Here is a 23899-nt window from a genome sequence, read left to right as displayed (position 1 = left end):
CCCGGCGGGGGCGCACCCGCCCAACCCGCCGTGGCCCAAACCCCCCCACCTTCGGGGCGGGGGGCCCCGCGGGGGGGGTGGGGGGCCCGCGGCCGGGCGGGGGGGGGGGCAGTCCACACAGTACTGTTATTGGCACCTAACCCAGATGGAGCGCAGCACACGTGACCAGGTTCGACACCATCGAGCGCGCAGTCGCCGACATCGCCGCCGGTAAGGCGGTCGTCGTCGTCGACGACGAGGGCCGCGAGAACGAGGGCGATCTCATCTTCGCCGCGGAGAAGGCCACCCCCGAGCTGGTGGCCTTCATGATCCGCTACACCTCCGGCTATATCTGTGTGCCGCTGACCGGTGCCGACTGCGACCGGCTGGGGCTGCCGCCGATGTACGCGGTGAACCAGGACAAGCACGGCACCGCCTACACGGTCTCGGTGGACGCGCGCGAGGGTGTCAGCACCGGCATCTCCGCCGCGGACCGCGCGACCACCATGCGCATGCTGGCCGACCGGTTCGCCAAGCCCGAGGACTTCACCCGGCCCGGGCACGTGGTTCCGTTGCGCGCCAAGGACGGTGGCGTGCTGCGCCGGCCCGGGCACACCGAGGCCGCGGTCGATCTGGCGCGGCTGGCCGGGCTGAGCCCGGCCGGGGTGATCTGCGAGATCGTCAGCCAGAAGAACGAGGGCGATATGGCCCGCACCGAGGAGCTGCGCGTCTTCGCCGACGAGCACGAGCTGGCGCTGATCTCCATCGCCGACATGATCGCGTGGCGCCGCAAGAACGAGAAGCAGGTGGAGCGGATCGCCGAGGCCCGCATCCCCACCCGGTTCGGCGAGTTCCGGGCCGTCGGCTACAAGAGCATCTACGACGATGTCGAGCATGTCGCGCTGGTGCGCGGCGATATCGGTGTCGACGACGGCGAGGATGTGCTGGTGCGGGTGCATTCGGAATGCCTGACCGGCGACGTGTTCGGCTCGCTGCGCTGCGACTGCGGCCCGCAGCTGGAGGCCGCCCTGGAGATGGTGGCCGCCGAGGGCCGGGGCGTGGTGCTGTACATGCGCGGGCACGAGGGCCGCGGCATCGGGCTGATGCACAAGCTGCAGGCCTATCAGCTGCAGGACAGCGGCCACGACACCGTCGACGCCAATATCGAGCTGGGCCTGCCCGCCGATGCCCGCGACTACGGCACCGGCGCGCAGATCCTGGTCGACCTCGGCATCTCCTCGATGCGGCTGCTGACCAACAACCCGGCCAAGCGGGTCGGCCTGGACGGCTACGGGCTCTCGATCACCGAACGGGTGCCGATGCCGGTGCGCGCCACCGCCGAGAACCTGCGCTACCTGCGCACCAAACGCGACCGCATGGGCCACGACCTGGTCGGGCTCGACGATCTCGACTTGGGCGAGACCGCGCGATAGCACATCCACAACGACGGCTGATTGATCGCACACAGAGAGGCGGGCCTGCACAGATGAGCGGTACCGGCGTCCCGGACTTCGAGCTCGCGGAAGCCAAGGAGCTCAGGCTCGGCATCGTCGCGTCGCGCTGGCACACCAGGATCTGCGACACGCTCGTGGCCAATGCCGAGCGGGTGGCCCGCGCGTCGGGTGTCGAGGAGATCACCGTGGTGCGCTGCGCCGGGGCGATGGAGCTGCCGGTGGTGGCGCAGGCGCTGGCCCGCGACCACGACGCGGTGGTGGCGCTGGGCGTCGTGATCCGCGGCGAGACACCGCATTTCGAATACGTCTGCGATGCGGTGACCGCGGGGCTGACCCGGGTGTCGCTGGACGAGAGCACCCCGGTGACCAACGGCGTGCTCACCGTGAACACCGAGCATCAGGCCCTGGATCGGGCCGGGCTGCCGGATTCGGCGGAGGACAAGGGCGAGCAGGCCTGCGCCGCCGCGCTGGACACGGCGCTGACGCTGCGTGCCCTCGCGGCCGACCGCCAGACGGTCTGAGCCGATGCCGCCGGTCGTCCGAATCTGGAAGCGCGGCCCGCAGCCGCCCGCGCCGGGTCCCGAGGGGTCCGAATGGGATCTGGAGGTGCGGCCGCGGCGTGCGGTGCGCACGGCCCGGATCGTCGCGGCGGTCCTCGCGGTGCTGTTCACGATCGCCGGTATCGCCTCGTCGCACAGCACGACCGGGGTGAACTTCCGCGTCGCCGACCAGGTCGCGATCGTCTGCTTCGGATGGCTGCTCGCCGGTGCGGTGCTGCTGCTGACCCGCCCGCGGGTGCGGGTGGGCCCGCGCGGCGTCTCGGTGCGCAATATCGTGGGCGACAACGACTTTCCGTGGCGCGACATCCGCGGCGTCTCGATCCCCGACAAGCGGGCCTGGGCCCGGCTGGAACTCGTCGGCGACGAGTACGTCCCCATGCTGGCCATCCGCGTCAACGACAAGGAGTACGCGGCGCGGTCCATGGACCGCTTCCGCGAACTGGGCGCGAAATATACTGCGGCGCAGGGGGAGTGAGGGCTACTTCGCGTCGCCCATCACCGCGCCCTCGCGGCGTGGGTCGGCGCCGCCGATCCAGCCGTTGCCGTCGCGCTGCAGGGCGCTCAGGCCGCTGGTCTGCGGGTCGACCGAGACCTGGTGGCCCATGTCGCGGAGTTTCCGGATGAGCGGGTCGTTGTCGCCCTTGTCGGCGGCATTGATCGCGGGATGCTCGCCGCCGACGCCGGTCACCGGGGTGTTGGCGGCGCCGAAGGCCACACCGGAGACGGCCTGCTGCGGGTCGAGCTTCCAATCCAGCATGTTCACCAGGGTTTTCACCACGAACTGAATGATCACCGAACCACCGGGGGAGCCGGTGACGTAGGCCAGCTGCCCGCGCGATCCGTCGGCGCCCTTGTCGAAGACCAGCGTCGGGCTCATCGAGCTGCGCGGCCGCTTGCCCGGCTGCAGCCGGTTGGCGAGCGGTGTGCCGTCCGCGGCGGTGGGGTTGGTGCTGAAGTCGGTGAGCTGGTTGTTGAGCACGAAGCCGTCGACGACGTGGAACGACCCGAACGCGGACTCCACCGTGGTGGTGAGCGCCGCGGCGTTGCCGTACTTGTCCACCACCGAGACGTGACTGGTGCCGTGCTCGGGCTGCTGCGGCCCGATGCCCAGCGGGACCGGCCCGAAATCGCCCGGCTGCGCGGTGCCCATGCTGCGGTCCGGCTTGATCTGGGCCGCGCGCTGCCTCAGGTACTCGTCGTTCAGCAGAGTGTCGGGTGAATTGCCCGGCAGCGGAATGAAATCGGAGTCGCCGACGTACTTGTCGCGGTCGGCGTAGGCGAGGCGCTCGGCCTCCGAGATCAGGTGCACCGCTTCGGGTGTGGGCTTGCCGCCGTTGTTGTCCACGCCTTGGGGCGCCAGCGCGGCCAGGTCGAAATTCTCCAGAATGCCCAGCGTGGCCGCGACCGCGATGCCGCCCGACGACGGGTTGGGCATCCCGCAGATCTCGTGGTCGCGGTAGCTCGTGCACAGCGCGGTGCGCTTCTTGGCCTGATAACCGGCCAGATCCGCGAGGGTCAGCTGCCCCGGCGTGCGGCCGCCCGCGGTGCTGGCGGTGGCGTCCACGATGTCCTGGGCGATGGCGCCGGTGTAGAACGCGTCGGGACCGTCGGAGGCGATGGCGCTCAACGTCTTCGACATGGCCGGGTTGGTGAGGTTGGTCCCCGCCGGTTTCGGTGAGCCGTCGGGCTGCAGGAAGTACGCCTTGGCGTTCTCGTCGCGCGCGAGATCGGGGGCGGATTCGGCGATCTGCCCGGCCAGTCGTGGGCTGATCGCGAAGCCCTGGTCGGCCAGTGTGATGGCCGGTTCGAACAGCTCGCGCCAGGGCTGCTTGCCGTGCTCGCGGTGGGCGAGCTCGAGCAGGCGCAGGGCGCCGGGGACGCCGATGGCGCGGCCGCTGGCGCGCGCACTCGGTTGCGGCGCGGTCTGATCCGTGTCGCTGACCCAGCGCAGGTAGTTCTGGGTGGCGGCGGCGGGGGCGGTCTCGCGGCCGTCGTAGGAGTCCAGCGTCTTGCTCGCCGCGTCGTAGTACATCAGGAACGCGCCGCCGCCGATGCCCGAGGCCTGCGGTTCCACCAGGCCCAGCACCGTCTGGGCGGCGACGAGCGCGTCGGCCGCGGTGCCGCCGTCGGCCAGCACGCGGCAGGCCGCCTGTGTCGCAATCGGATTCGCGGCCGACACGGCGTAGCTGCCGGTACGTACGGGCGACATCTCGCTGCGATAGCCGGACGCGATCTCGGGATTGGTGGCGATATCGGTGCCGGTGGCCGTCGGACCGGCCTTTATCACGGTGCCGTTCGGGGTCTCCGCGCACGCCTGTGCCGAGTGGTCCGAACCCGATGAGCAGCCGGTGATGACCCCGGCGGCGAGCAGGGCGGCGGTGGCTCCGGCCCAGATGTGTCGCGTGCGCCTCATGATCGGACCTTATCGCCCGGGTCCGACACCCGGCAGGACTTTCGCGCGCCACCACCGGGAAGCAGACGCAGGCACCTTCGCAGCTAATTCCACACAGATGTATGAGACGGCAATTACCAGCATGTTCGGTGTGTTCGGCGCAACGGTGGGCCGATGTGCGGGCGACCGCTATCCACCAGGTAACGTCAGATGCTCACCGACCGAGTGTGAAGGATCAACCGGCAGATGACCCAGGTGCGGGGACAAACATTCCTCGGCGCGGAGGACAGCGGCTACCACAAGAGCCTGAAACCGCGCCAGCTGCAGATGATCGCCATCGGCGGCGCGATCGGTACCGGATTGTTTCTCGGTGCCGGCGGCCGCCTGCTCAGCGCGGGACCGGGACTGTTCCTGGTCTACGGCGTGTGCGGCGTCTTCGTATTCTTCATCCTGCGGGCGCTCGGCGAGCTGGTGCTGCACCGGCCGTCGTCGGGGTCGTTCGTCTCCTACGCCCGCGAATTCTTCGGGGAGAAGGCGGCTTTCGTCGCCGGGTGGATGTACTTCCTGAACTGGTCGATGACCGGCATCGTCGACACCACCGCGATCGCCACCTACCTGCACTACTGGGGCGGGTTCCAGTCGATCGCGCAGTGGGTGCTGGCGCTGATCGCGTTGCTGCTGGTGCTGGGGATCAACCTGATCTCGGTGAAGTGGTTCGGCGAGCTGGAGTTCTGGGCGGCGCTGATCAAGGTCGTGGCCCTGGTGTCGTTCCTCGGCATCGGCACGTTCTTCCTGGCGGGGCGCTTCACCGTCGACGGCCACCAGACCGGATTCGGCATGGTGTCCGACGCCGGGGGCTGGTTCCCGACCGGGGTGCTGCCGCTGGTCACCGTCACCTCCGGCGTGGTGTTCGCGTACGCGGCGGTGGAGATGGTCGGCACGGCGGCGGGGGAGACCGAGAACCCGCAGAAGATCATGCCGCGGGCGATCAACTCCGTGATCTTCCGCATCGCGGTGTTCTACGTCGGCTCGCTGGTGCTGCTCGCGCTGCTGCTGCCCTACACGGCCTACTCGCCGTCGGTGAGCCCGTTCGTCACGTTCTTCTCCGAACTCGGTGTGGGCAACGCGGGTTCGGTGATGAACTTCGTCGTGCTGACGGCCGCCTTCTCGAGCCTCAACGCCGGGCTGTACTCCACCGGGCGGATTCTGCGGTCGATGTCGATGAACGGCAGCGCGCCGAGGTTCACCAGCCGGATGAACAAGCGCGGGGTGCCCTACGGCGGCATCCTGCTGACCAGCGTGGTCGCGCTGTTCGGCATCTGGCTCAACTACATCGTTCCCTCGAAGGCGTTCGAGATCGTGCTCAACGTGGCATCGCTGGGCATCCTGTCGTCCTGGGCCACGATCGTGCTGTGCCAGCTGCAGATGTGGCGCTGGTGGCGGCGGGGGGAGATCGAGCGCCCGGCGTTCCGGATGTTCGGTGCCCCCTACACCGGCATCGCGACGCTGGTCTTCCTCTTCGTGGTGGTGGTGCTGATGGGCTTCGACTACCCGGTCGGAACCTGGACGGTGGCGAGCCTGGCGATCCTGGTTCCCGCGCTCATCATCGGCTGGTTCGCCGCGCGCAAGCGGGTGCTGGCCGTCGCGCGCGAGCGGGCGGGATACACCGGGGAATTTCCTGTGGTGGCCAATATTCCGCTCGACGACGAGTGAGACGCCCTGCGCCGCAGGCGGTTTCGCGGTAGCTCTCAGGCGGGCACGGTGTGATCGGTGCGAACCTGCCAGCGGCCCTCGGTGCGGGTGAGCCGGACCGGGTGGTCGAAGCAGGTGCTGATGTTCGCGCTGGTGAGCACCTCGTCGACGGAACCCGCGGCGACACAGCGGCCCTCGCGCAGCAGCATCACATGGGTGGTGCCCGGCGGCAGCTCCTCCAGGTGATGGGTCACCAGCACCGACGACAGCTCCGGATGGGTGGACTGCAGCCGGTCGATGCGATCGATGAGCTGTTCGCGTCCGGCCATGTCCAGGCCGGTGGTGGGCTCGTCGAGCAGAAGCAGCCGCGGGTTCGGCATCAGGGCGCGGGCGATCAGCGCGCGGCCGCGCTCGCCCTGGGACATGGTGGGCCAGCGGGCGTCGCGGCGGTGCGCCAGCCCCAGCAGCTCGACCAGCCGGTCCGCCTCGGCGATCTCGGCGGCGGTCGGATTCCAGCGCTGCTTGAGGTCGGCGGTATTGGTGAGGCCCGTGAGGACGACCTCGTGCGCGGTGAGCGGATACGGCGGGGCGTGGCGCGGATCGACATGGCCGATCGCCGTGCGCAATTCGCGCATGTCGACGCGGCCGAGCCGATGGCCCAACACCTCGACCGTGCCGCGGGTGGGATGTTCGACGGCGCCCAGCATCTTCAGCAGCGTGGTCTTGCCCGCGCCGTTCGGGCCCAGCAGCGCCCAGTGCTCACCGGGACGCACGGTCAGCGACACCTCGTCGAGGATCGGGTTGCCGTTGCGGACGAAATCGACGGCGGCGACCTGGAGGATGGGGGCGTCGGACATGGGCCCACGGTAGCAAACTCCTCAGACAAGCTGATGGGTGATCTATGTCATGGGACGTTTGTGTACCCTGGCCGGGTGACCATCGAGGCGGTGCTTTTCGATTTCTCCGGGACCCTGTTCCGGCTCGAGGACGACGAGAGCTGGGCCGCGGATCTGGTGACCGCCGACGGACGGCCCCTCGATGCCGCGGAGACGGCCGAGATTCAGCGGCGGATGACCACGCCGGTCGAACAGGTCGTGGAGTTCGATGAGCGCGGGCTCTACGCCTGGCGGCACCGGGATCTGAGTCCCGAGCTGCACCGCGAGGCGTATATGGAGGTGCTGCGCCAGTCGGGCCTGCCGCTGCCGAATGCGGAGCGCTTCTATTCGCGCGTGATGGACGCGCTGGCGTGGACGCCCTATCCGGACACCGGCGCCGTGCTGAAATCCCTGGACGCGCAAGGGATTCCGGTCGCCATCGTGAGCAATATCGCCTTCGACGTGCGCCCGGCGTTCGCCGCGCACGGCTGGCAGCGCGAGGTCGCGGCCTACGCGCTGTCCTACGAGGTCGGTGCCATGAAGCCGGACGCGCGGATCTTCCGATGGGCCCTCGACCGGCTCGGCGTCCGCCCCGAGGCCGCGCTCATGGTGGGCGACAGCCGCGAGGCCGACGGCGGCGCAACGACTCTCGGCTGCGGCTTCGCCTGGGTGGATCCGCAGCCCACGGCCCAGCGGCCGGACGGGTTGCGCACGGCGCTGCGTGCGCACGGCCTGCACATCTGAACCGAGCGCGCCGCCGCCCTCCGCGCGCTCCCTGCATTTCCGCTCTCAGCAGCCGAGCTGGTCGGCAGGATCCGCGAAACCCGTGGCGTTGATGTCGAATTCGCCGGAGAACTCGACATCGGCCAGGGCCTGCACATCGAACGGCGGCGCCTGCGGCCGGTTGCTCATGGCGCCGATGCTAGGTGCCCGCCCGGCGCGGGGAGCGTGCGAGGGCTCGTCCCGCGGCGCGTCCGGAGAAGATGCAGCCGCCGAGGAAGGTGCCCTCGAGCGCGTTGTAGCCGTGCACCCCGCCGCCGCCGAAACCCGCCACCTCGCCCGCCGCGTACAGGCCCGGGAACGGTTCTCCGTCGGCCCGGATCACCTGGGAATCCAGGGTGGTCTGCAAGCCGCCCAGCGTCTTTCGGGTGAGAATGTTGAGCCGGACGGCGATCAGCGGACCGTGCGCAGGATCCAGGATGCGGTGCGGGGTGGCGACCCGGCCGAGCTTGTCACCGCGCGAGCGGCGGGCATTGGCGACGGCCATCAGCTGGGCGTCCTTGCTGTAGTTGTTGGCCAGCTCGCGGTCGCGCGCCCGGATCTGACGCTCCAGCTCGGCGAGCTCCAGCTGGGGGCCGCGCGAGATCTTGTTCATGCCCTGCACCAGCTCGGCCAGCGTGTTCGCGACGACGAAATCGACGCCGTGCCGTTTGAACGCCTCCACCGGGCCCGGGGCGCCCTTGGCTATGCGGCTCCTCAGGGTCAGCTTCAGATCCTTACCGGTGATATCCGGGTTCTGCTCCGAGCCCGAGAGCGCGAACTCCTTCTCGATGATCGACTGGGTGAGCACGAACCACGAGTAGTCGTAGCCGGTGCCGAGGATCGCCTTCATGGTGGCGTTGGTGTCGAAACCCGGGAAACACGGTGCGGGCAAACGCTTTCCGTTGGCATCGAACCACAGCGAGGACGGGCCGGGGATGATGCGGATGGCATGGTCGGGCCAGACCGGATCCCAGTTGTGGATGCCCTCGGTGTAGTGCCACATGCGGTCGCGGTTCACGATCTGCCCGCCGGCGGCCTCGGTGATGCCCAGCATGCGCCCGTCCACGTGCGCGGGCACCCCGGAGATCATCGTCTTCGGGCACGGGCCCAGCCGCTCGGTGGGCCAGTTGCGCCGGATCAGGTCGTGGTCGTGCCCGATGCCGCCGGAGCAGACGATCACGGCGGGGGCGCGGAATTCGAACTCGCCCACCGTATTCCGTGACGACGCGCGCCCGCGCTCGAGGTCGGTGGGCTCGAGCACGCTGCCGCGGACGCCCGCCACCGCGCCGTCCTCGACGATCAGATCGTCCACGCGGTGCCGGAAGGCGAATTCGACCAGGCCGCGCTTCTCGGCCTCCAGGACCGGTTCCAGGAACACCCGCACCACCTCCGGCCCGGTGCCCCAGGTCAGATGGAAGCGGGGCACGGAGTTGCCGTGCCCGTCGGCGGTGGCGCCGCCGCGCTCCGCCCAGCCCACCAGCGGCGTCACCCGCAGCCCGAGATCGTGCAGGTACTGCCGCTTCTCGGTGGCGGCGAACTCGACGTAGGCGCGCGCCCACTGCCGCGCCCAGTGGTCCTCGTCGTCGCGATCGAAACCGGCCGAACCCTGCCAGTCCTGCCAGGCCAGCTCGAAGCAATCGTGCACGCCCATGCGGCGCTGTTCGGGGCTGTCGACGAAGAACAGTCCGCCCAGCGACCAGAACGCCTGCCCGCCCAGGTTGTTGCGGTTCTCCTGGTCCAGCACCAGGACGCGCCGCCCGGCCTTGGTGAGCTCGTAGGTGGCCACCAGCCCGGCCAGCCCGGCTCCGACGACGACGACATCCGGCGGCGGGGACGGTGCCATGGGACTCTCCTTCGCGCTCGATCCAATGGATACACGAGTGTATCGGATGGTGGGCGACGTAGCAGATGCTTTGGGCTCGGAGATGGTCGAGCGGACGTCTCGCCGAACTTGTCGGTGGGCTCTGGCATGGTTCGGGTGTGCGTACCATGACCGCCGCCGCGGCCCGCAGGACCGCGCTCGCCGCCCAGGGTTTCGCCGCGCCACGCTCGTCGGCGCCCGCCACTCGCCGCTCCGTTCAACGGGTCCTGGAGCGGACGCAGCTGCTGCAGCTGGATTCGGTCTCGGCCGTGGTCCGGGCGCACTACGCCCCGGTCTTCAGCAGGATCGGCGGCTACGACCGCACCCTGCTCGACGAGATGGCCTGGAGCCACAACTCGCGGCGGCCCCGGCGGCTGGTGGAGTACTGGGCGCACGAGGCCGCCCTGCTGCCGGTGGCGGACTGGCCGCTGATGCGCTGGCGGATGGCCCGCTACCGGGACGGGCGCTGGGGCGGTTCGCGCTCGGTGCTCGAGCGCAACCCGACCCTGCCCAAGGATGTGCTCGACGTCGTCTCGGAGTTCGGCGCCTGCACGGCCGGGGAGGTGGAGAAGCATCTCGAGCTGGACCGTCCCCGCCGCAAGGACCACTGGGGCTGGAACTACAGCGACACCAAGGTGGTGTGCGAGGTGCTGTTCGCCACCGGGGAGCTCTCGGTGGACAAGCGGGTCGGCTTCCAGCGGCACTACGACCTGACCGAGCGGGTCCTCCCGCCGGAGGTCCTGGCGCGCGAGATCGAGGAGCCGGACGCGGTGCGGGAGCTGGTGCTGCGGGCCTCGACCGCACTGGGCATCGCTACCGAACCGGATCTACGGGACTACTACCGCCTGCATCGCCGCCAGACCGAGCCCGCCCTCGCCGAGCTGGTCGATGCGGGTGAGCTGGAGCAGGTGCGGGTCACCGGCTGGGATCGGCCCGCGTACCTGCGGACCGGCGCCCGCACCCCGCGCCGCGTCGAGGGTGCCGCCCTGCTGTGCCCGTTCGACCCGCTGATCTTCTTCCGGGCGCGCACCGAGCGGATCTTCGACTTCCACTACCGCATCGAGATCTACACGCCCGAACCCAAGCGGGTGCACGGCTACTACGTATTCCCGTTCCTGCTCGACGGCGAGCTGGTGGGCCGGGTGGACCTGCGGGCCGAGCGCGGCGCCGGGCGCCTGCTCGTGCCGGGCGCCTTCGCCGAACCCGGCTGGGACAGCGGCTATGTCGTGGCCGAGCTGGCACGCGCCCTGCGGGAGATGGCCGACTGGCTGGAACTGGAGACGATCGAGGTCGGTGACCGTGGCGACCTGGCTCCGGCGCTGCGGGCCGCCACGTCGGCGCCGGGACGGCGAATTTCATTGCAGCAGAACACGGTTCGGTAGCGAGCCGCGGGCAGGTGAGCGGTCCGCCGCGACGGGTGCCGTGGTGGCGGCCGGATCCGTGATGCTTGCCGACCGGTCGCCGCGCGCATACCGTGGCGTGCATGTCGCGCATCGAGATCGAGGATCTACCCGCCGATACCGCCGAGGTGCTGCGCCGCCGTGCCCGCTACGCCGGGATGCCGATCGTGGACTACGTGCGCAGAGAGCTGACGACATTGACCACCCGCCGGGTGCCGATCGATTCGGTCGTGGAGTTTCTGGAGGCCGAGCGCCCGGACCATCCCGCCCCCGCCATCGACGACGGCGCCATGGCCCTGATCGAGACGTACCGCCTGCCGGCGGATGCCTGGAGCGTGCTGAGCCGGCGGGCGGGTGCCGCCGCCATGCCCCTCGGCGACTACGTGCGCCAGGAGCTGATCACCATCGCCCGCCGCAGCACCGTCGACGAGCAGATGCTCGAGATCCGGGAGGCGATGGAGCGGGATCCATCGCTCGACGTCGACCTGGCCGCGGTCGAGGAATCGATCCGATACGCCCGCGGGATGTGAGGCGCCTGCCGTCCCCAGCGCCCGGCCAGGGCGGCGCAGGTGAACAGCTGGATCTGGTGAAAGATCATCAGCGGCAGCACGATCAGCCCGACCGGATGCCCGGCGAACAGCACCGACGCCATCGGCAGGCCGGTGGCCAGGCTCTTCTTCGACCCGCAGAAGATCACCACGATCCGGTCCGCGCGGTCGAATCCGAGCAGCCGGCTACCGGCCGAGGTCACCCCGAGCACCACACCCAGCACCGCGGCGCAGACGACGGCTACCGCCAGTAAGGCCAAGGGCGACAAGCCTTTCCAGATGTTCTCCACCATTCCGGCGCTGAACGCCGCGTACACCACCAGATACACCGATCCGCGGTCCACGACCCGGGTCACCGCCGCATGCCGCAGCACCCCGCGCAGCCAGGGCCGCAGCAGCTGACCTGCCAGGAAGGGCAGCAGCAACTGCACCACGATCAGCACGATCGCTCCGGGCGACACCGTGGCGCCGCCCGCGGTATGCATGAGCAGCATCACCAGCAGGGGTGTGGCGAACACTCCCACCAGATTCGACAGCGACGCGCTGACCACCGCACCGGCCACATTGCCGCGCGCGATCGAGGTGAACGCGATCGAGGACTGCACGGTCGACGGCAGCAGGCACAGGAACAGCATTCCCGTGTACAGCTCGTCGGTGAGCACCGCCGGAACGAGCAGCCGCAGCGCCACGCCGATCAGCGGAAACACCACGAAGGTCACCGCGAGCACGCTCGCGTGCAGGCGCCAGTGCCGCAGCCCGGCCAGGGCCTCCCGCGGCTCCAGCCGCGCGCCGTAGAGCAGGAACAAGACCGCGATGGCGACCTTGGTCGCCCAGTCCAGGACGTCGGCGGCGGCGCCGCGGGCGGGCAGCAGCACGGCGAGCAGCACGCTCGCCAGGATGCCGAGCATGAAGGCGTCGATGCGGAGCTTGGCAAACAACCTCACCAGTGCACGGTACGGCCGGGCAAACTGATCGCGGAAGTCGTTGAAGCCGATAATTTCGAACGCGTATCGTGATGAATGTGTTCGATCCGGACCTGCTGCGCACCTTCCTGGCCGTCGAACGCGCGGGCGGCTTCACCGCCGCGGGCCGCATTCTCGGATTGCGGCAGTCGACCGTGAGCGGCCACATCGCGCGGCTGGAGCAGGCGGCGGGCCGCGAGCTGTTCCGCCGCGACACCCGCAATCTCGCGCTCACCGCGGACGGTGCCGCCATGGTCGGCTTCGCCCGCACCATCCTCGACGCGCAGGCGCAGGCGCAGCGCTACTTCTCCGATTCGCGGCTGTCCGGGCTGATCCGGCTCGGCGCCTCCGACGACGTCATGGCCCGGGAACTGCCCGATGTGCTGCTCGAGTTCCAGCGCAGCCATCCGGGCGTGGATCTGGAGCTGACGGTCGGGCTCAGCGAGAACCTGAAGACGCGGATGGCCGCGGGCGAACTGGATCTCGTGGTCGGCAAGCGGCTGCCGGGCGAGCGGCACGGCGAGCTGCTGTGGCGCGACCGGCTGGTGTGGGCGGGCCGTTCCGGTGCCGCGGTGTTCGACGGTCCGGTCCCGCTCGTCACCTATCCGCCGCCCAGCCTCACCCGCCACATCGCCCTGCGCGCGCTGGAACGGGAGGGACGGGCCTGCCGCATCGCCTGCACCAGCGACAGCCAGCTGGGCCTGCGCGCCGCCGTGCTCGCCGGTCTGGGTGTGATCGTGCACGCCGAAAACCTCTTACCCGCAGGACTTCTCACCGTCGAGGATGCCCGCCTGCCGGAACTGGGCGACCTCGAGTTCGTTCTCCTGCGCCGCCGCACCCGTCTCTCGGAACCCGAACGCGCCCTCTGCGCGGCGATCACCGCCCGCCTGCAGCGTGGGTGATCGGTAGTCCCGCGTCGCAGCACGGTGCGGTCGGCTCGGACGGGGTCGTCGAGGTGGTCGCGCGATGCCCTCGCCTGCGATTGTCCACCGGATGCGGGCCGGGCCCGGCGTTCCGGGGGTTGTCGGCGCCGGTCGATAGGCTTGTCGGGTGGCAGATCCAGCGACGTACCGGCCGGCGCCGGGCACCATTCCTGTCGAACCGGGTGTCTACAAATTCCGCGACTCGTACGGGCAGGTCATCTACGTCGGCAAGGCCAAGAGCCTGCGCAACCGGTTGAACTCGTATTTCGCGGATGTCGCCGCGCTGCATCCGCGTACCCGCCAGATGGTGACCACGGCCGCCAGCGTCGAGTGGACCGTGGTGACCACCGAGGTGGAAGCCCTGCAGCTGGAATACAACTGGATCAAGGAGTTCGACCCGCGGTTCAACGTCCGCTACCGCGATGACAAGACCTACCCGATGCTCGCGGTGAGCATGAACGAGGAGTATCCGCGGGTGTTCGTCTACCGCGGCGCGCGCAAGAAGGGGGTGCGCTACTTCGGCCCCTACGCCCACGCCTGGGCCATCCGCGAGACGGTCGACCTGCTGCTGCGCGTCTTCCCGGTGCGCACCTGCTCGGCCGGAGTCTTCAAGCGGCACCGGCAGATCGGGCGCCCGTGCCTGCTCGGCTACATCGACAAATGCTCCGCGCCGTGCATCGGCCGGGTCAGCGCCGAGGAGCACCGCCGCATCGCCGAGGACTTCTGCGACTTCCTGTCCGGTCGGACCGACCGCATGGTGCGCGAGCTCAAACGCCAGATGCAGTCGGCGGCAGAGGAACTGGACTTCGAGACCGCCGCCCGGCTGCGCGACGACGTGCAGGCGCTCGAGCGCGCGCTGGAGAAGCAGGCGGTGGTGCTGGGCACCGGCACCGATGCCGACGTGGTCGCCTTCGCCACCGACGAGCTCGAGGCCGCGGTGCAGATCTTCCACGTGCGCGACGGCCGGGTGCGCGGCCAGCGCGGCTGGGTGGTCGACAAATCCGGCGACGCGGTCGACGATGTCGAGGCCGGTGGTGAGCTGCCCGCGCTCGTCGAGCAGTTCCTCACCCAGTTCTACGGCGAGCAGGCCGCCTTCGCCGAGCACACCGACACGGAGACCCCCGCCACCGTGGTGCCGCGCGAGGTGCTGGTGCCCGCGATGCCGGGCGATCCGGACCAGATCCAGGGCTGGCTGTCGGAGCTGCGCGGGTCCGCGGTGCAGCTGCGGGTGCCGCAGCGCGGCGACAAGAAGGCGCTGATGGAGACGGTGCAGCGCAACGCGGGGGAGGCGCTGGCCCAGCACAAGCTCAAGCGCGCCGGGGACCTGACCGCGAGATCGGCTGCGCTGCAAGGGATTCAGGACGCCCTGGACCTCGACAGCGCGCCGCTGCGCATCGAATGTGTCGACATCAGCCACGTGCAGGGCACCGACGTGGTGGCCTCGCTGGTGGTCTTCGAGGACGGTCTGGCCCGCAAGTCCGAATACCGGCACTACACGATCAAGGAGGCCGCGGGGGAGGGCCGCTCCGACGATGTGGGCAGCATCGCCGAGGTGACCAGGCGGCGGTTCCAGCGGCTGCGCCGCGACCTCGACGCGATGGAGGCGGCGGAGCTGCGCGGCGCCGAGGTCGGGCCGGGCGCGGCGCTCACCGACGCCGCGCCGGTGGAGCGCGCGGGCGGCGACACGCCCGGCGCTGCCGAACCGGCCGTCCCGCCCGGTATCGACCCGAAGACCGGCAAGCCGCGCCGGTTCTCCTACCCGCCGAACCTCTACGTCGTCGACGGCGGCGCGCCCCAGGTGAACGCCGCCGCCGAGGTGCTCGACGAGCTCGGCATCACCGATGTGGCCGTGATCGGGCTGGCCAAACGCCTGGAGGAGGTGTGGGTTCCGGGCGAGCCGGACCCGGTGATCATGCCCCGCAACAGCGAGTCGCTGTACCTGCTGCAGCGGGTCCGCGACGAGGCGCACCGCTTCGCGATCACCTTCCATCGCAGCAAACGCTCGCGCCGCATGACCGCGTCCGCGCTGGACTCCGTGCGCGGGCTCGGCGAGTCCCGGCGCACCGCCCTCGTCACGCACTTCGGGTCGGTGGCCCGGCTCAGGGACGCTACGGTGGAGGAGATCACGGAGGTTCCGGGGATCGGGGTGGCGACGGCGAAGGCCGTGCTGGCGGCCCTGAACGCGAGCGAGGCGAACGGTGGGTGACCGCCGCCCGCCCCGGGACATCGGTGCAGGGAAACGGTCACGGCTCGGTTTCGGCCGCCGCGTGTCGGGCGACACGCCCGGCCGCGGGACGGAATGATCGCACCACAGGCAGACACGGATCCGGTAGGACATGACCAGCGTCGAATCGAACAGCAACCCGGCGGCCGCCGCGCGACCGCAGCCCGGCACCGCCGGGACCACCCCCGCGGGGGCGTCCGGCGACGGCGATCGGGTGGAGGTCGTCATGGTGACGGGCCTGTCGGGTGCCGGGCGCGGCACCGCCGCCCGGGTACTCGAGGATCTGGGCTGGTACGTCGCCGACAATCTGCCGCCCGAGCTGATCGCGCGGATGGTCGAACTGGGTGCCTCCGCGGATCCGCCGATCCGCAAGCTCGCCCTCGTGATGGACGTGCGCAGCCGGTTCTTCACCGGTGACCTGTCCGGTGTCACCGAGCAGCTGCGCGGTTCGGGGGTGCGTACCCGGGTGCTGTTCCTCGAGGCGTCCGACGATGTGCTGATCCGCCGGTTCGGCTTCGCCCGCCGCCGCCACCCGCTGCAGAGCGAGAGCGCCGACGGCACCCTGACCGCGGGCATCGCCGCCGAGCGGGATCGGCTGTCGAAGGTGAAGACCGCCGCCGACCTGGTCATCGACACCACCGCGCTGTCGGTGCACCAGCTGCACCGCAAGCTGGAGGAGGCCTACGGCGGCGGGGCTCCGGCGGCCCTGCAGATCACAATCCAATCGTTCGGTTTCAAGTACGGAGTACCACTCGACGCCGACATGGTGTTTGATTTGCGTTTCCTGCCCAATCCGCATTGGGTACCGGAACTACGCGAACACACTGGACAGGACGCGGTGGTCAGCGAGTACGTATTGTCCCGCCCGGGCGCCGAGGACTACCTGCGGACCTGTTGCCATCTGATCGATCTGACGACGAACGGGTACCGCCAAGAGGGGAAGCGATACATGACCGTGGCAGTGGGCTGCACCGGCGGCAAACACCGCAGCGTGGCGATAGCGGAGGCGCTGGGCGAGCTACTCCGTGACAGACGACCCGACCCCAGCGACGTCGTGCGGGTGGTGCACCGGGATCTGGGGCGCGAATGAGTGCAGGCGAGGACACCGCGGCAGACCGTGAACCGGAGCCCGCGGCGGACAGCCGCGAACCGGACCCCGCGATCGTCGCGCTCGGCGGTGGGCACGGGCTGTACGCGACCCTGACCGCGGTGCGGCGGCTGACCGGCACCATCACCGCGGTGGTGACCGTCGCCGACGACGGCGGGTCCTCCGGCAGGCTGCGGGCCGAGCTGGGCATGCTGCCGCCGGGCGATCTGCGCATGGCGCTGGCCGCGCTCGCCGAGGACACCGACGGGCTGTGGGCCCGCGCGGTGCAGCACCGGTTCGGCGGCACCGGGGCGCTGGCGGGCCACTCCGTGGGCAATCTGATCGTGGCCGGACTGGCCGAGGTCCTGGGCGACCCGGTGGCGGCCCTGGACGAGGTGGGCCGGATCCTGGGCGCGACCGGCCGGGTGCTGCCGATGTCGCCGACCGCGCTGACCATCGAGGCCGATGTCTCGGGACTGGAGGCCGATCCGCGGGTGAGCCGCTGCATCCGCGGGCAGGTGGCGGTCGCGACCACACCCGGCAAGGTGCGCCGGGTGCGGCTGATCCCGTCCGATCCCCCGGCCAGCCCCGAGGCCACCTCCGCGATCGAGCACGCCGACGTGGTCGTGCTGGGGCCCGGATCGTGGTTCACCAGCGTGATTCCGCACGTGCTGGTGCCCGGGCTGCGCGAGGCCCTGGTACATACCAGGGCACGAAAAGTGCTGGTGCTCAATCTCGCTGCCGAGCCGGGGGAGACGGCCGGATTCTCCGCCGAGCGGCACCTGCATGTATTGTCCCAGCACGCACCGGATTTCGCGGTCGAGGACGTGGTGGTCGATTCCGGGTCCGTCCCGGAGGGCAGAGAGCGCGAACATGTCGCAAGAGCCGCCGAACAGCTGCGTGCGCGGGTAACCTTCGCTGATGTCGCCGAGGCAGGGACGGACCGGCACCACCCTGGAAAGCTAGCCGCCGCACTGGATCAGGTGATCCGGCAACCTCGGCCGGAATCAGCAAGGCTTCGAGTCGAAGGACGGCACATGGGCCAGCAGGTGCGGTCCGCGTTGGGTGGAAAGGAGCGGGTCTCGTGGCGATGACAGCCGAGGTCAAGGACGAGCTTAGCCGTCTGTCGGTCTCGCAGGTGAGCTCACGCAAGGCGGAACTGTCGGCGCTACTCCGGTTCGCGGGCGGCCTGCATATCGTCGGTGGCCGGGTGATCGTCGAGGCCGAGGTGGACATGGGGTCCATCGCGCGACGACTGCGCCGGGAGATCTTCGAGCTGTACGGCTACGGCTCCGATGTGCATGTGCTCGGTGCCGGTGGGCTACGCAAGACCTCCCGGTATGTGGTGCGGGTGTCGAAGGAGGGCGAGGCACTCGCCCGCCAGACCGGGTTGCTGGACGTGCGCGGCCGTCCGGTGCGCGGGCTGCCCGCCCAGGTGGTCGGCGGCAGCATCCCCGACGCCGAAGCCGCATGGCGCGGTGCGTTTCTCGCGCACGGCTCGCTCACCGAACCCGGCCGGTCCTCGGCGCTCGAGGTGAGCTGCCCGGGTCCGGAGGCGGCGCTGGCGCTGGTGGGTGCCGCGCGCCGGATGGGCATCTCGGCCAAGGCCCGCGAGGTGCGCGGCACCGATCGCGTGGTGGTGCGCGACGGCGAGGCCATCGGCGCGCTGCTGACCCGCATGGGCGCCCAGGACACGAGGCTGACCTGGGAGGAGCGCCGCATGCGCCGCGAGGTCCGGGCGACGGCCAACCGCCTGGCCAACTTCGACGATGCGAATCTGCGCCGCTCGGCGCGGGCGGCGGTGGCCGCGGCGGCTCGGGTGGAGCGCGCCCTGGAAATCCTCGGCGACGATGTGCCGGATCATCTGGCCGCCGCCGGTCAGCTGCGCGTGCAGCACCGTCAGGCGTCGCTCGAGGAGCTGGGTCAGCTCGCCGATCCGCCGATGACGAAAGATGCGGTGGCGGGCCGCATCCGGCGCCTGCTGTCGATGGCCGACCGCCGGGCGAAGGAACTGGGCATTCCGGATACCGAGTCGGCGGTCACCGCCGAACTGCTCGAAGACGCGTGAGCGAGGTGGGCCCGTCGGAGCGACGGGCCCATTCTCGGCGGGAACGGGAAGAACCGGCCCTCGAACGGCGCTGCACGGGGGAGACGATCCACGAACCTCTCCGACAGAAGGGCACGACCGTGACCGCAGGACACCGCATCACCGTCGAACAAGGCACTCAGCACGTGCGCGTGATGCGCGGCGACCAGATCCTCGCGGAAAGCACCCGCCCGCTGGTGCTGCGCGAGACCGGGTACCCCGCGCGCTACTACCTTCCGCCGGAAGACGTGCGCACCGACCTGCTGACGCCGTCACCCACGACCACCGTCTGCCCGTTCAAGGGCACGGCCTCGTATTGGTCGGTGCCGGGTGCGGCGGACCTGGTGTGGGCCTACCCCGAGCCCAAGGCGGAGGTGGCCGAGATCAAGGACCACTTCTGCTTCTACGCGACAGAAGAGGTGCGCGCCGGGTAGCGCCCGCCGCCGGTCGCTCAGTCGTCCGCCGGACGGCGCAGCATGCACCACGTGCGCGGCCCGTTGCCCGGAAGGTCCACCTCGGCGGTGACCGTGAATCCCAGGCGCTCGTAGAAGCGGAGGTTGCCCTCGTCGGAGGTCTCCAGGAAGGCGGGGACCCGATCCCGTTGCGCCGCTTGCAATCCCGGCTCGATCACCGCGCGGCCGAGGCCGCGGCCCTGCCTGTCGGGATCCACCCCGACGGTGCCCAGGAACCACACCGGCTCCACCGGCCGATGCGGTGCCATGGCGTGCTCGGCGGCCTCGCTCGCGGCCAGGCGATCACCGGCCAACTCGGCGAAAAGGGGTGCCAGCTCCCCGAATACCGGCCCGGCATCGGTCTCGGGTGTGGTCCAGACGGCCACGGCGTCACCCTCGTCGGCGACCCAGACTCGGCCGTGCGGCAACCCGATGCGGGTGACGAACAGCCGCTGGAACCGCTCCACCCGGCCCTGATGGTCGTCGGCCGCCACGGTGTGCCGCGTCCACGGGTAGTCGGCGAACGCTCGCCCCAGCGTCCGCACCGCCTTGGGCACATCGGCCGCAGTTGCCGCCCGCACGCTGACACCGTTGTCGGTCACTCGAACCTCCTCGTTCCACTGTGCGGTCGATGCTACCGAAACGATCGGTGCGGGCCGGATCGGCCGTGCGCGGCGTCCTCGGGAATTCGATTGCAGGCGAGGGGTTTTGGATTGTCCGGGGTGAATGCGACGCGCCGGCTGTTCACAGGTCTATGGTTATCCACAGGTATCGGTCGGAGCGATCCCCGGAGTCGGTGCGATGCGGTAGGTTCGGACCTCCAATCGGGAGTTGCCGGACGGTACAGGGGGATCGACGATGACGACACTGACGCAACTGGAGGCGAGGGTGGCCGCGTTGGAAGCAGAGCGAGCCGAGGGCCGTGCGGTGCTCGCCGCTGTCCGAGCGCTCGGCGCCAAACAGGACGCACACCACGAGGAGAACGAACGCCGGTTCGGCTCGCTGGAGGCGAGGCAGGCGGCTTTGGAGGCGGGGCAGGCGGCTTTGGAGGCGAAGGTGGATGCGCATCAGGTCGAGAACGTGGGGCGGTTCGAGGTGTTGGAGTCGAAGGCCGATATCCAGCGGGTGCTGACGAATGCGCTCAGTGAGCGGCTGTCCGGGCATCAGGACTACTGCCGGGAACAGTTCGATCGCATGGACCGGGAGTTCGAGGAGCAGCGTGCCTTCCGCCGGGCGACCGAGGAGAACTTTGCCGAGATGAAAGACCTCTTGGTGCGGGCCCTCGAACGCGGTGCCGATCGGTAGCTTCCCGCCGAAGCGCACGTGGGGCGCCCGACCGGCCCGCCCGCGGCGGGCCCGGCCGGGTTGGCCCTCCTTCGCGCCCGGCCGCTCACCTGGGAGGGGCATGTCCGCGATGTCGCACGCGGGCATTAGGGTGGACCTGCAACGGAACGAATCCGCTTGAAAGCTGAGGAGCGATAACGTGACTGTCCGGGTAGGCATCAACGGCTTCGGCCGCATCGGACGTAACTTCTTCAGGGCGGTCGAGGCGCAGAAGGCCCTCGGCACCACGGATATCGAGATCGTCGCGGTCAACGACCTCACCGACAACGCCACGCTGGCGACCCTGCTCAAGTACGACTCCATCCTCGGCCGCCTGCCGAAGGACGTCTCGCTCGACGGCGACGACACCATCGTGGTCGGCGACCAGCGGATCAAGGCGCTGGCCATCAAGGAGGGCCCGGCCGCGCTGCCCTGGGGCGATCTGGGCGTCGACGTGGTCGTCGAGTCGACCGGTATCTTCACCGACGCCACCAAGGCGAAGGGCCACCTGGCCGCCGGCGCCAAGAAGGTGATCATCTCCGCGCCCGCCAAGGGCGAGGACCTGACCGTGGTGATGGGCGTCAACGACGACAAGTACGACGGCAGCCAGAACATCATCTCCAACGCCTCGTGCACCACCAACTGCCTGGGTCCCCTCGCCAAGGTGCTCAACGACAGCTTCGGCATCGAGCGTGGCCTGATGACCACGATCCACGCCTACACCCAGGACCAGAACCTGCAGGACGCGCCGCACAAGGATCTGCGCCGCGCCCGCGCCGCCGCGCTGAACATCGTGCCCACCGGCACCGGCGCCGCCAAGGCCATCGGCCTGGTGCTGCCCGAACTCAACGGCAAGCTCGACGGTTACGCGCTGCGCGTCCCGGTCCCGACGGGCTCGATCACCGACCTGACCGCCGACCTGCGCAAGCATGCCTCGGTCGACGAGATCAACGCCGCGTTCAAGGCCGCCGCCGAGGGCCCGCTGAAGGGCATCCTGAAGTACAACGTGGACCCGATCGTGTCCAGCGACATCGTCACCGATCCGCACTCGTCGATCTACGACGCGCCGCTGACCAAGGTGATCGACGGCCAGGTCAAGGTCAGCTCCTGGTACGACAACGAGTGGGGCTACTCCAACCGCCTGGCCGACCTCATCGGCCTCGTCGGCAAGTCGCTGTAAACCCATGGCAGTCAAGACACTTCAGGATCTGCTGAACGAGGGTGTCGAGGGCCGGGGCGTGCTGGTGCGCTCCGACCTGAACGTCCCCCTCGACAACGGCACGATCACCGACCCGGGCCGCATCATCGCCTCGGCGCCGACGATCAAAGCGCTGGCCGAGGCCGGTGCCAAGGTCGTCGTCACCGCGCACCTGGGCCGTCCGAAGGGCGCGCCGGATCCGGCGCTGTCGCTGGCTCCGGTGGCCGCGCGGCTGTCGGAGGAGCTGGGCCGCAACGTCCAGCTGGCCGGTGACGTGGTGGGGCAGGACGCGCTCGCGCGCTCGGAGGGCCTGACCGACGGCGATGTGCTGCTGCTGGAGAACATCCGCTTCGATCCGCGCGAGACCAGCAAGGACGACGCCGAGCGCGGCAAGCTGGCGCGCGCCCTGGTCGAACTGGTCGGCGACGACGGCGCGTTCGTCTCCGACGGCTTCGGCGTGGTGCACCGCAAGCAGGCGTCGGTGTACGACGTCGCCAAGCTGCTGCCGCATTACGCGGGCACCCTGGTGGCGGCCGAGGTCGAGGTGCTGCAGAAGCTGACCGCCGATCCGGAGCGGCCCTACGCGGTGGTGCTGGGCGGGTCGAAGGTCTCGGACAAGCTGGCCGTCATCGAGGCGCTGGCCCCGAAGGTCGACACGCTGGTGATCGGCGGCGGCATGTGCTTCACCTTCCTTGCGGCACAGGGGCTTTCGGTGGGCACCTCGCTGCTGCAGCAGGAGATGGTGGCCACCTGTCAGGAGCTGCTGGACCGCTACGCCGACGTCATCCACCTGCCCGTCGACATCGTGGTGGCCGACGAGTTCGCCGCCGACGCGGACTCGAAGGTCGTGCCCGACAACGAGATTCCCGACGGCTGGATGGGCCTGGACGTGGGCCCGGAGTCCGCGAAGCGTTTCGCGGCGCTGCTGACCGAGGCGAAGACGATCTTCTGGAACGGCCCGATGGGCGTGTTCGAGTTCGAGAATTTCGCCGCGGGCACCCGCGGCGTCGCCGAGGCGATCGTCACCGCCACCGGCAAGGGCGCGTTCTCCGTTGTGGGCGGCGGGGATTCGGCCGCGGCGGTCCGTATCCTGGGTCTGCCCGAGGACGGTTTCTCGCACATCTCCACCGGCGGCGGCGCGTCGCTGGAATACCTGGAGGGCAAGGAACTTCCGGGCATCGCGGTTCTGGAGGAATGATGGCACGCAAACCGCTGATCGCCGGCAACTGGAAGATGAATCTCAATCACCTCGAGGCGATCGCCCTGGTGCAGAAGATCGCTTTCGCGTTGCCGGACAAGTACTTCGCCAAGGTCGACGTCACGGTGATCCCGCCGTTCACCGACATCCGCAGCGTGCAGACGCTGGTGGAGGGCGACCGGCTGCTGGTCACCTACGGCGCGCAGGATGTGTCGACGCACGACGCGGGCGCCTACACCGGCGAGGTCAGCGCCTCCATGCTGGCCAAGCTGGGCTGCTCGTTCGTGGTGGTCGGTCATTCGGAGCGGCGGCAGTACCACACCGAGGACGACGCCACCGTGGCCGCCAAGGCCAAGAAGGTGCTCGACAACGGGATGACCCCGATCGTGTGCGTCGGCGAGGGCCTGGGTGTCCGCGAGGCGCAGACGCACGTCCAGTACAACCTCGAGCAGCTGCGCGGTTCGCTGAAGGGCCTGTCGGCGGAGGAGATCTCGAAGGTCGTCATCGCCTACGAGCCGGTGTGGGCGATCGGCACCGGCCGCGTCGCCACGCCCGCCGACGCGCAGGAGGTCTGCGGCGCGCTGCGGGCCGAGCTGGCCGACCTGGCGAACCCGGAGATCGCCGCGGCGGTACGGGTGCTGTACGGCGGCTCGGTGAACGCCAAGAATGTCGGCGAGCTGATCGCGCAAACCGATATCGACGGCGCACTGGTAGGCGGCGCATCGCTGAAGGGCGACGAGTTCGCCACGCTCTCGGCCATCGCCGCAGGCGGCCCCCTACCATAAACCGTTGTAACCCAGCCGAATTCGGCCCCGGGGGGGGGGGCGGCCGGGGGGGGGGGGGGGTGGGGGCCCCCCGGGGGGGCCCGGGGGGGGGGGCCGGGGGGGCGGGGGGGGGGGGGGGCGGGGGGGGGGGGGGGGGGT

The 23899-nt window shown here is 70.0% G+C and carries 22 protein-coding genes and 1 pseudogene; 17 read left to right on the top strand and 6 right to left on the bottom strand.

Annotated elements, in window-relative coordinates:
* Nucleotides 1–161: 161 nt before the first annotated feature.
* Genes QH290_RS31740 through QH290_RS31730 form a run of 3 tightly spaced genes read left to right on the top strand, consistent with a single transcriptional unit; the run spans nt 162 to nt 2468 of the window.
* On the top strand, nt 162–1412 hold the full coding sequence (locus QH290_RS31740) for a bifunctional 3,4-dihydroxy-2-butanone-4-phosphate synthase/GTP cyclohydrolase II (protein ID WP_280386897.1): 1251 nt from the start codon (nt 162–164) through the stop codon (nt 1410–1412).
* Between the two features lie 53 nt (nt 1413–1465).
* On the top strand, nt 1466–1954 hold the full coding sequence (gene ribH / locus QH290_RS31735) for a 6,7-dimethyl-8-ribityllumazine synthase (RefSeq protein ID WP_280264933.1): 489 nt from the start codon (nt 1466–1468) through the stop codon (nt 1952–1954).
* Nucleotides 1955–1958: 4 nt separating this feature from the next.
* A complete protein-coding gene (locus QH290_RS31730; protein WP_280386895.1) occupies nt 1959–2468 on the top strand; it encodes a PH domain-containing protein in 510 nt (169 codons plus the stop codon).
* A gap of 3 nt (nt 2469–2471) precedes the next feature.
* Here QH290_RS31730 and ggt read toward each other — a convergent pair whose 3' ends face one another.
* On the bottom strand, nt 2472–4406 hold the full coding sequence (ggt, locus tag QH290_RS31725) for a gamma-glutamyltransferase (RefSeq protein ID WP_280386893.1): 1935 nt from the start codon (nt 4404–4406) through the stop codon (nt 2472–2474).
* 225 nt (nt 4407–4631) lie between these two features.
* Between ggt and QH290_RS31720 the strand changes: the two genes are divergently transcribed.
* Entirely contained in the window at nt 4632–6098 is a 1467-nt protein-coding gene (locus QH290_RS31720) for an amino acid permease (RefSeq protein ID WP_280386891.1), read from the top strand.
* A 35-nt stretch (nt 6099–6133) separates the two neighbouring features.
* On the opposite strand, the gene QH290_RS31715 is transcribed toward QH290_RS31720, so the two are convergent.
* On the bottom strand, nt 6134–6934 hold the full coding sequence (locus QH290_RS31715; protein ID WP_280264929.1) for an ABC transporter ATP-binding protein: 801 nt from the start codon (nt 6932–6934) through the stop codon (nt 6134–6136).
* Nucleotides 6935–7009: 75 nt separating this feature from the next.
* On the opposite strand from QH290_RS31715, the gene QH290_RS31710 reads away from it, so the two are divergent.
* Nucleotides 7010–7696: an HAD family hydrolase gene (locus QH290_RS31710; RefSeq protein WP_280386889.1), complete on the top strand. Its 687-nt coding sequence runs from the start codon at nt 7010–7012 to the stop codon at nt 7694–7696.
* 45 nt (nt 7697–7741) lie between these two features.
* Here the strand turns inward: QH290_RS31710 and QH290_RS31705 are convergent, their stop codons facing one another.
* Nucleotides 7742–7864, bottom strand: a complete 123-nt coding sequence (locus QH290_RS31705; RefSeq protein ID WP_280264927.1) for a hypothetical protein — start codon at nt 7862–7864, stop codon at nt 7742–7744.
* Nucleotides 7865–7874: 10 nt separating this feature from the next.
* Nucleotides 7875–9557 carry an FAD-binding dehydrogenase gene (locus tag QH290_RS31700; RefSeq protein ID WP_280264926.1) on the bottom strand — a complete coding sequence of 561 codons (1683 nt, stop codon included), beginning with the start codon at nt 9555–9557 and terminating at the stop codon, nt 7875–7877.
* Between the two features lie 137 nt (nt 9558–9694).
* On the opposite strand from QH290_RS31700, the gene QH290_RS31695 reads away from it, so the two are divergent.
* Together QH290_RS31695 and QH290_RS31690 are read left to right on the top strand one after the other, a co-directional pair.
* Nucleotides 9695–10957 (top strand): winged helix-turn-helix domain-containing protein, encoded by a 1263-nt coding sequence (locus tag QH290_RS31695; protein WP_280264925.1) that lies wholly within the window; start codon nt 9695–9697, stop codon nt 10955–10957.
* 101 nt (nt 10958–11058) lie between these two features.
* Nucleotides 11059–11505: a hypothetical protein gene (locus tag QH290_RS31690; protein WP_280264924.1), complete on the top strand. Its 447-nt coding sequence runs from the start codon at nt 11059–11061 to the stop codon at nt 11503–11505.
* A 2-nt stretch (nt 11506–11507) separates the two neighbouring features.
* On the opposite strand, the pseudogene QH290_RS31685 reads toward QH290_RS31690, so the two are convergent.
* Nucleotides 11508–12467, bottom strand: a pseudogene (locus tag QH290_RS31685) (bile acid:sodium symporter family protein); the annotation flags it as partial.
* A 71-nt stretch (nt 12468–12538) separates the two neighbouring features.
* On the opposite strand from QH290_RS31685, the gene QH290_RS31680 reads away from it, so the two are divergent.
* The 6 genes from QH290_RS31680 to QH290_RS31655 all read left to right on the top strand — a co-directional run bounded on the left by QH290_RS31680 (nt 12539) and on the right by QH290_RS31655 (nt 19239).
* Nucleotides 12539–13387, top strand: a complete 849-nt coding sequence (locus QH290_RS31680; RefSeq protein WP_280386899.1) for a LysR family transcriptional regulator — start codon at nt 12539–12541, stop codon at nt 13385–13387.
* Between the two features lie 148 nt (nt 13388–13535).
* Entirely contained in the window at nt 13536–15614 is a 2079-nt protein-coding gene (uvrC, locus tag QH290_RS31675; RefSeq protein WP_280386887.1) for an excinuclease ABC subunit UvrC, read from the top strand.
* A gap of 244 nt (nt 15615–15858) precedes the next feature.
* Nucleotides 15859–16722: an RNase adapter RapZ gene (gene rapZ, locus QH290_RS31670; RefSeq protein ID WP_280264936.1), complete on the top strand. Its 864-nt coding sequence runs from the start codon at nt 15859–15861 to the stop codon at nt 16720–16722.
* On the top strand, nt 16719–17813 hold the full coding sequence (locus QH290_RS31665) for a gluconeogenesis factor YvcK family protein (protein ID WP_280264922.1): 1095 nt from the start codon (nt 16719–16721) through the stop codon (nt 17811–17813). The genes rapZ and QH290_RS31665 overlap by 4 nt, the downstream gene beginning before the upstream one ends.
* Entirely contained in the window at nt 17804–18787 is a 984-nt protein-coding gene (gene whiA, locus QH290_RS31660; protein ID WP_068018539.1) for a DNA-binding protein WhiA, read from the top strand. Before QH290_RS31665 ends, whiA begins: the two co-directional genes overlap by 10 nt.
* Before the next feature lie 119 nt (nt 18788–18906).
* Complete coding sequence (locus QH290_RS31655; protein ID WP_280264921.1) at nt 18907–19239, top strand: DUF427 domain-containing protein; 333 nt, start codon at nt 18907–18909, stop codon at nt 19237–19239.
* Nucleotides 19240–19256: 17 nt separating this feature from the next.
* Here the strand turns inward: QH290_RS31655 and QH290_RS31650 are convergent, their stop codons facing one another.
* Nucleotides 19257–19859: a GNAT family N-acetyltransferase gene (locus QH290_RS31650; RefSeq protein ID WP_280264920.1), complete on the bottom strand. Its 603-nt coding sequence runs from the start codon at nt 19857–19859 to the stop codon at nt 19257–19259.
* Nucleotides 19860–20115: 256 nt separating this feature from the next.
* Between QH290_RS31650 and QH290_RS31645 the strand changes: the two genes are divergently transcribed.
* The 4 genes from QH290_RS31645 to tpiA all read left to right on the top strand — a co-directional run bounded on the left by QH290_RS31645 (nt 20116) and on the right by tpiA (nt 23761).
* Nucleotides 20116–20562, top strand: coding sequence for a hypothetical protein (locus tag QH290_RS31645; protein WP_280264919.1), 447 nt, complete (start codon nt 20116–20118; stop codon nt 20560–20562).
* A 178-nt stretch (nt 20563–20740) separates the two neighbouring features.
* Nucleotides 20741–21760: a type I glyceraldehyde-3-phosphate dehydrogenase gene (gene gap / locus QH290_RS31640; RefSeq protein WP_280386885.1), complete on the top strand. Its 1020-nt coding sequence runs from the start codon at nt 20741–20743 to the stop codon at nt 21758–21760.
* Nucleotides 21761–21764: 4 nt separating this feature from the next.
* Complete coding sequence (locus QH290_RS31635) at nt 21765–22976, top strand: phosphoglycerate kinase (protein WP_280386883.1); 1212 nt, start codon at nt 21765–21767, stop codon at nt 22974–22976.
* Complete coding sequence (gene tpiA / locus QH290_RS31630) at nt 22976–23761, top strand: triose-phosphate isomerase (protein ID WP_280264935.1); 786 nt, start codon at nt 22976–22978, stop codon at nt 23759–23761. The genes QH290_RS31635 and tpiA overlap by 1 nt, the downstream gene beginning before the upstream one ends.
* Nucleotides 23762–23899 lie beyond the last annotated feature (138 nt).

Origin of the sequence: Nocardia wallacei (assembly GCF_029869545.1) — a bacterium.
GTDB lineage: Bacteria > Actinomycetota > Actinomycetes > Mycobacteriales > Mycobacteriaceae > Nocardia > Nocardia wallacei_A.
This window is presented reverse-complemented; position numbering and strand designations above follow the sequence as displayed.

Excerpts from the sequence above, each read along its gene's own strand:
- QH290_RS31645 (WP_280264919.1), top strand. The coding sequence starts at position 20,116 with ATGACGACACTGACGCAACTGGAGGCGAGGGTGGCCGCGTTGGAAGCA.
- QH290_RS31635 (WP_280386883.1), top strand. The coding sequence starts at position 21,765 with ATGGCAGTCAAGACACTTCAGGATCTGCTGAACGAGGGTGTCGAGGGC.
- QH290_RS31690 (WP_280264924.1), top strand. The coding sequence starts at position 11,059 with ATGTCGCGCATCGAGATCGAGGATCTACCCGCCGATACCGCCGAGGTG.
- QH290_RS31700 (WP_280264926.1), bottom strand. The coding sequence starts at position 9,557 with ATGGCACCGTCCCCGCCGCCGGATGTCGTCGTCGTCGGAGCCGGGCTG.
- QH290_RS31715 (WP_280264929.1), bottom strand. The coding sequence starts at position 6,934 with ATGTCCGACGCCCCCATCCTCCAGGTCGCCGCCGTCGATTTCGTCCGC.
- QH290_RS31705 (WP_280264927.1), bottom strand. The coding sequence starts at position 7,864 with ATGAGCAACCGGCCGCAGGCGCCGCCGTTCGATGTGCAGGCCCTGGCC.
- QH290_RS31730 (WP_280386895.1), top strand. The coding sequence starts at position 1,959 with ATGCCGCCGGTCGTCCGAATCTGGAAGCGCGGCCCGCAGCCGCCCGCG.
- tpiA (WP_280264935.1), top strand. The coding sequence starts at position 22,976 with ATGGCACGCAAACCGCTGATCGCCGGCAACTGGAAGATGAATCTCAAT.
- QH290_RS31665 (WP_280264922.1), top strand. The coding sequence starts at position 16,719 with ATGAGTGCAGGCGAGGACACCGCGGCAGACCGTGAACCGGAGCCCGCG.
- ggt (WP_280386893.1), bottom strand. The coding sequence starts at position 4,406 with ATGAGGCGCACGCGACACATCTGGGCCGGAGCCACCGCCGCCCTGCTC.
- QH290_RS31680 (WP_280386899.1), top strand. The coding sequence starts at position 12,539 with ATGAATGTGTTCGATCCGGACCTGCTGCGCACCTTCCTGGCCGTCGAA.
- QH290_RS31720 (WP_280386891.1), top strand. The coding sequence starts at position 4,632 with ATGACCCAGGTGCGGGGACAAACATTCCTCGGCGCGGAGGACAGCGGC.
- rapZ (WP_280264936.1), top strand. The coding sequence starts at position 15,859 with ATGGTGACGGGCCTGTCGGGTGCCGGGCGCGGCACCGCCGCCCGGGTA.
- ribH (WP_280264933.1), top strand. The coding sequence starts at position 1,466 with ATGAGCGGTACCGGCGTCCCGGACTTCGAGCTCGCGGAAGCCAAGGAG.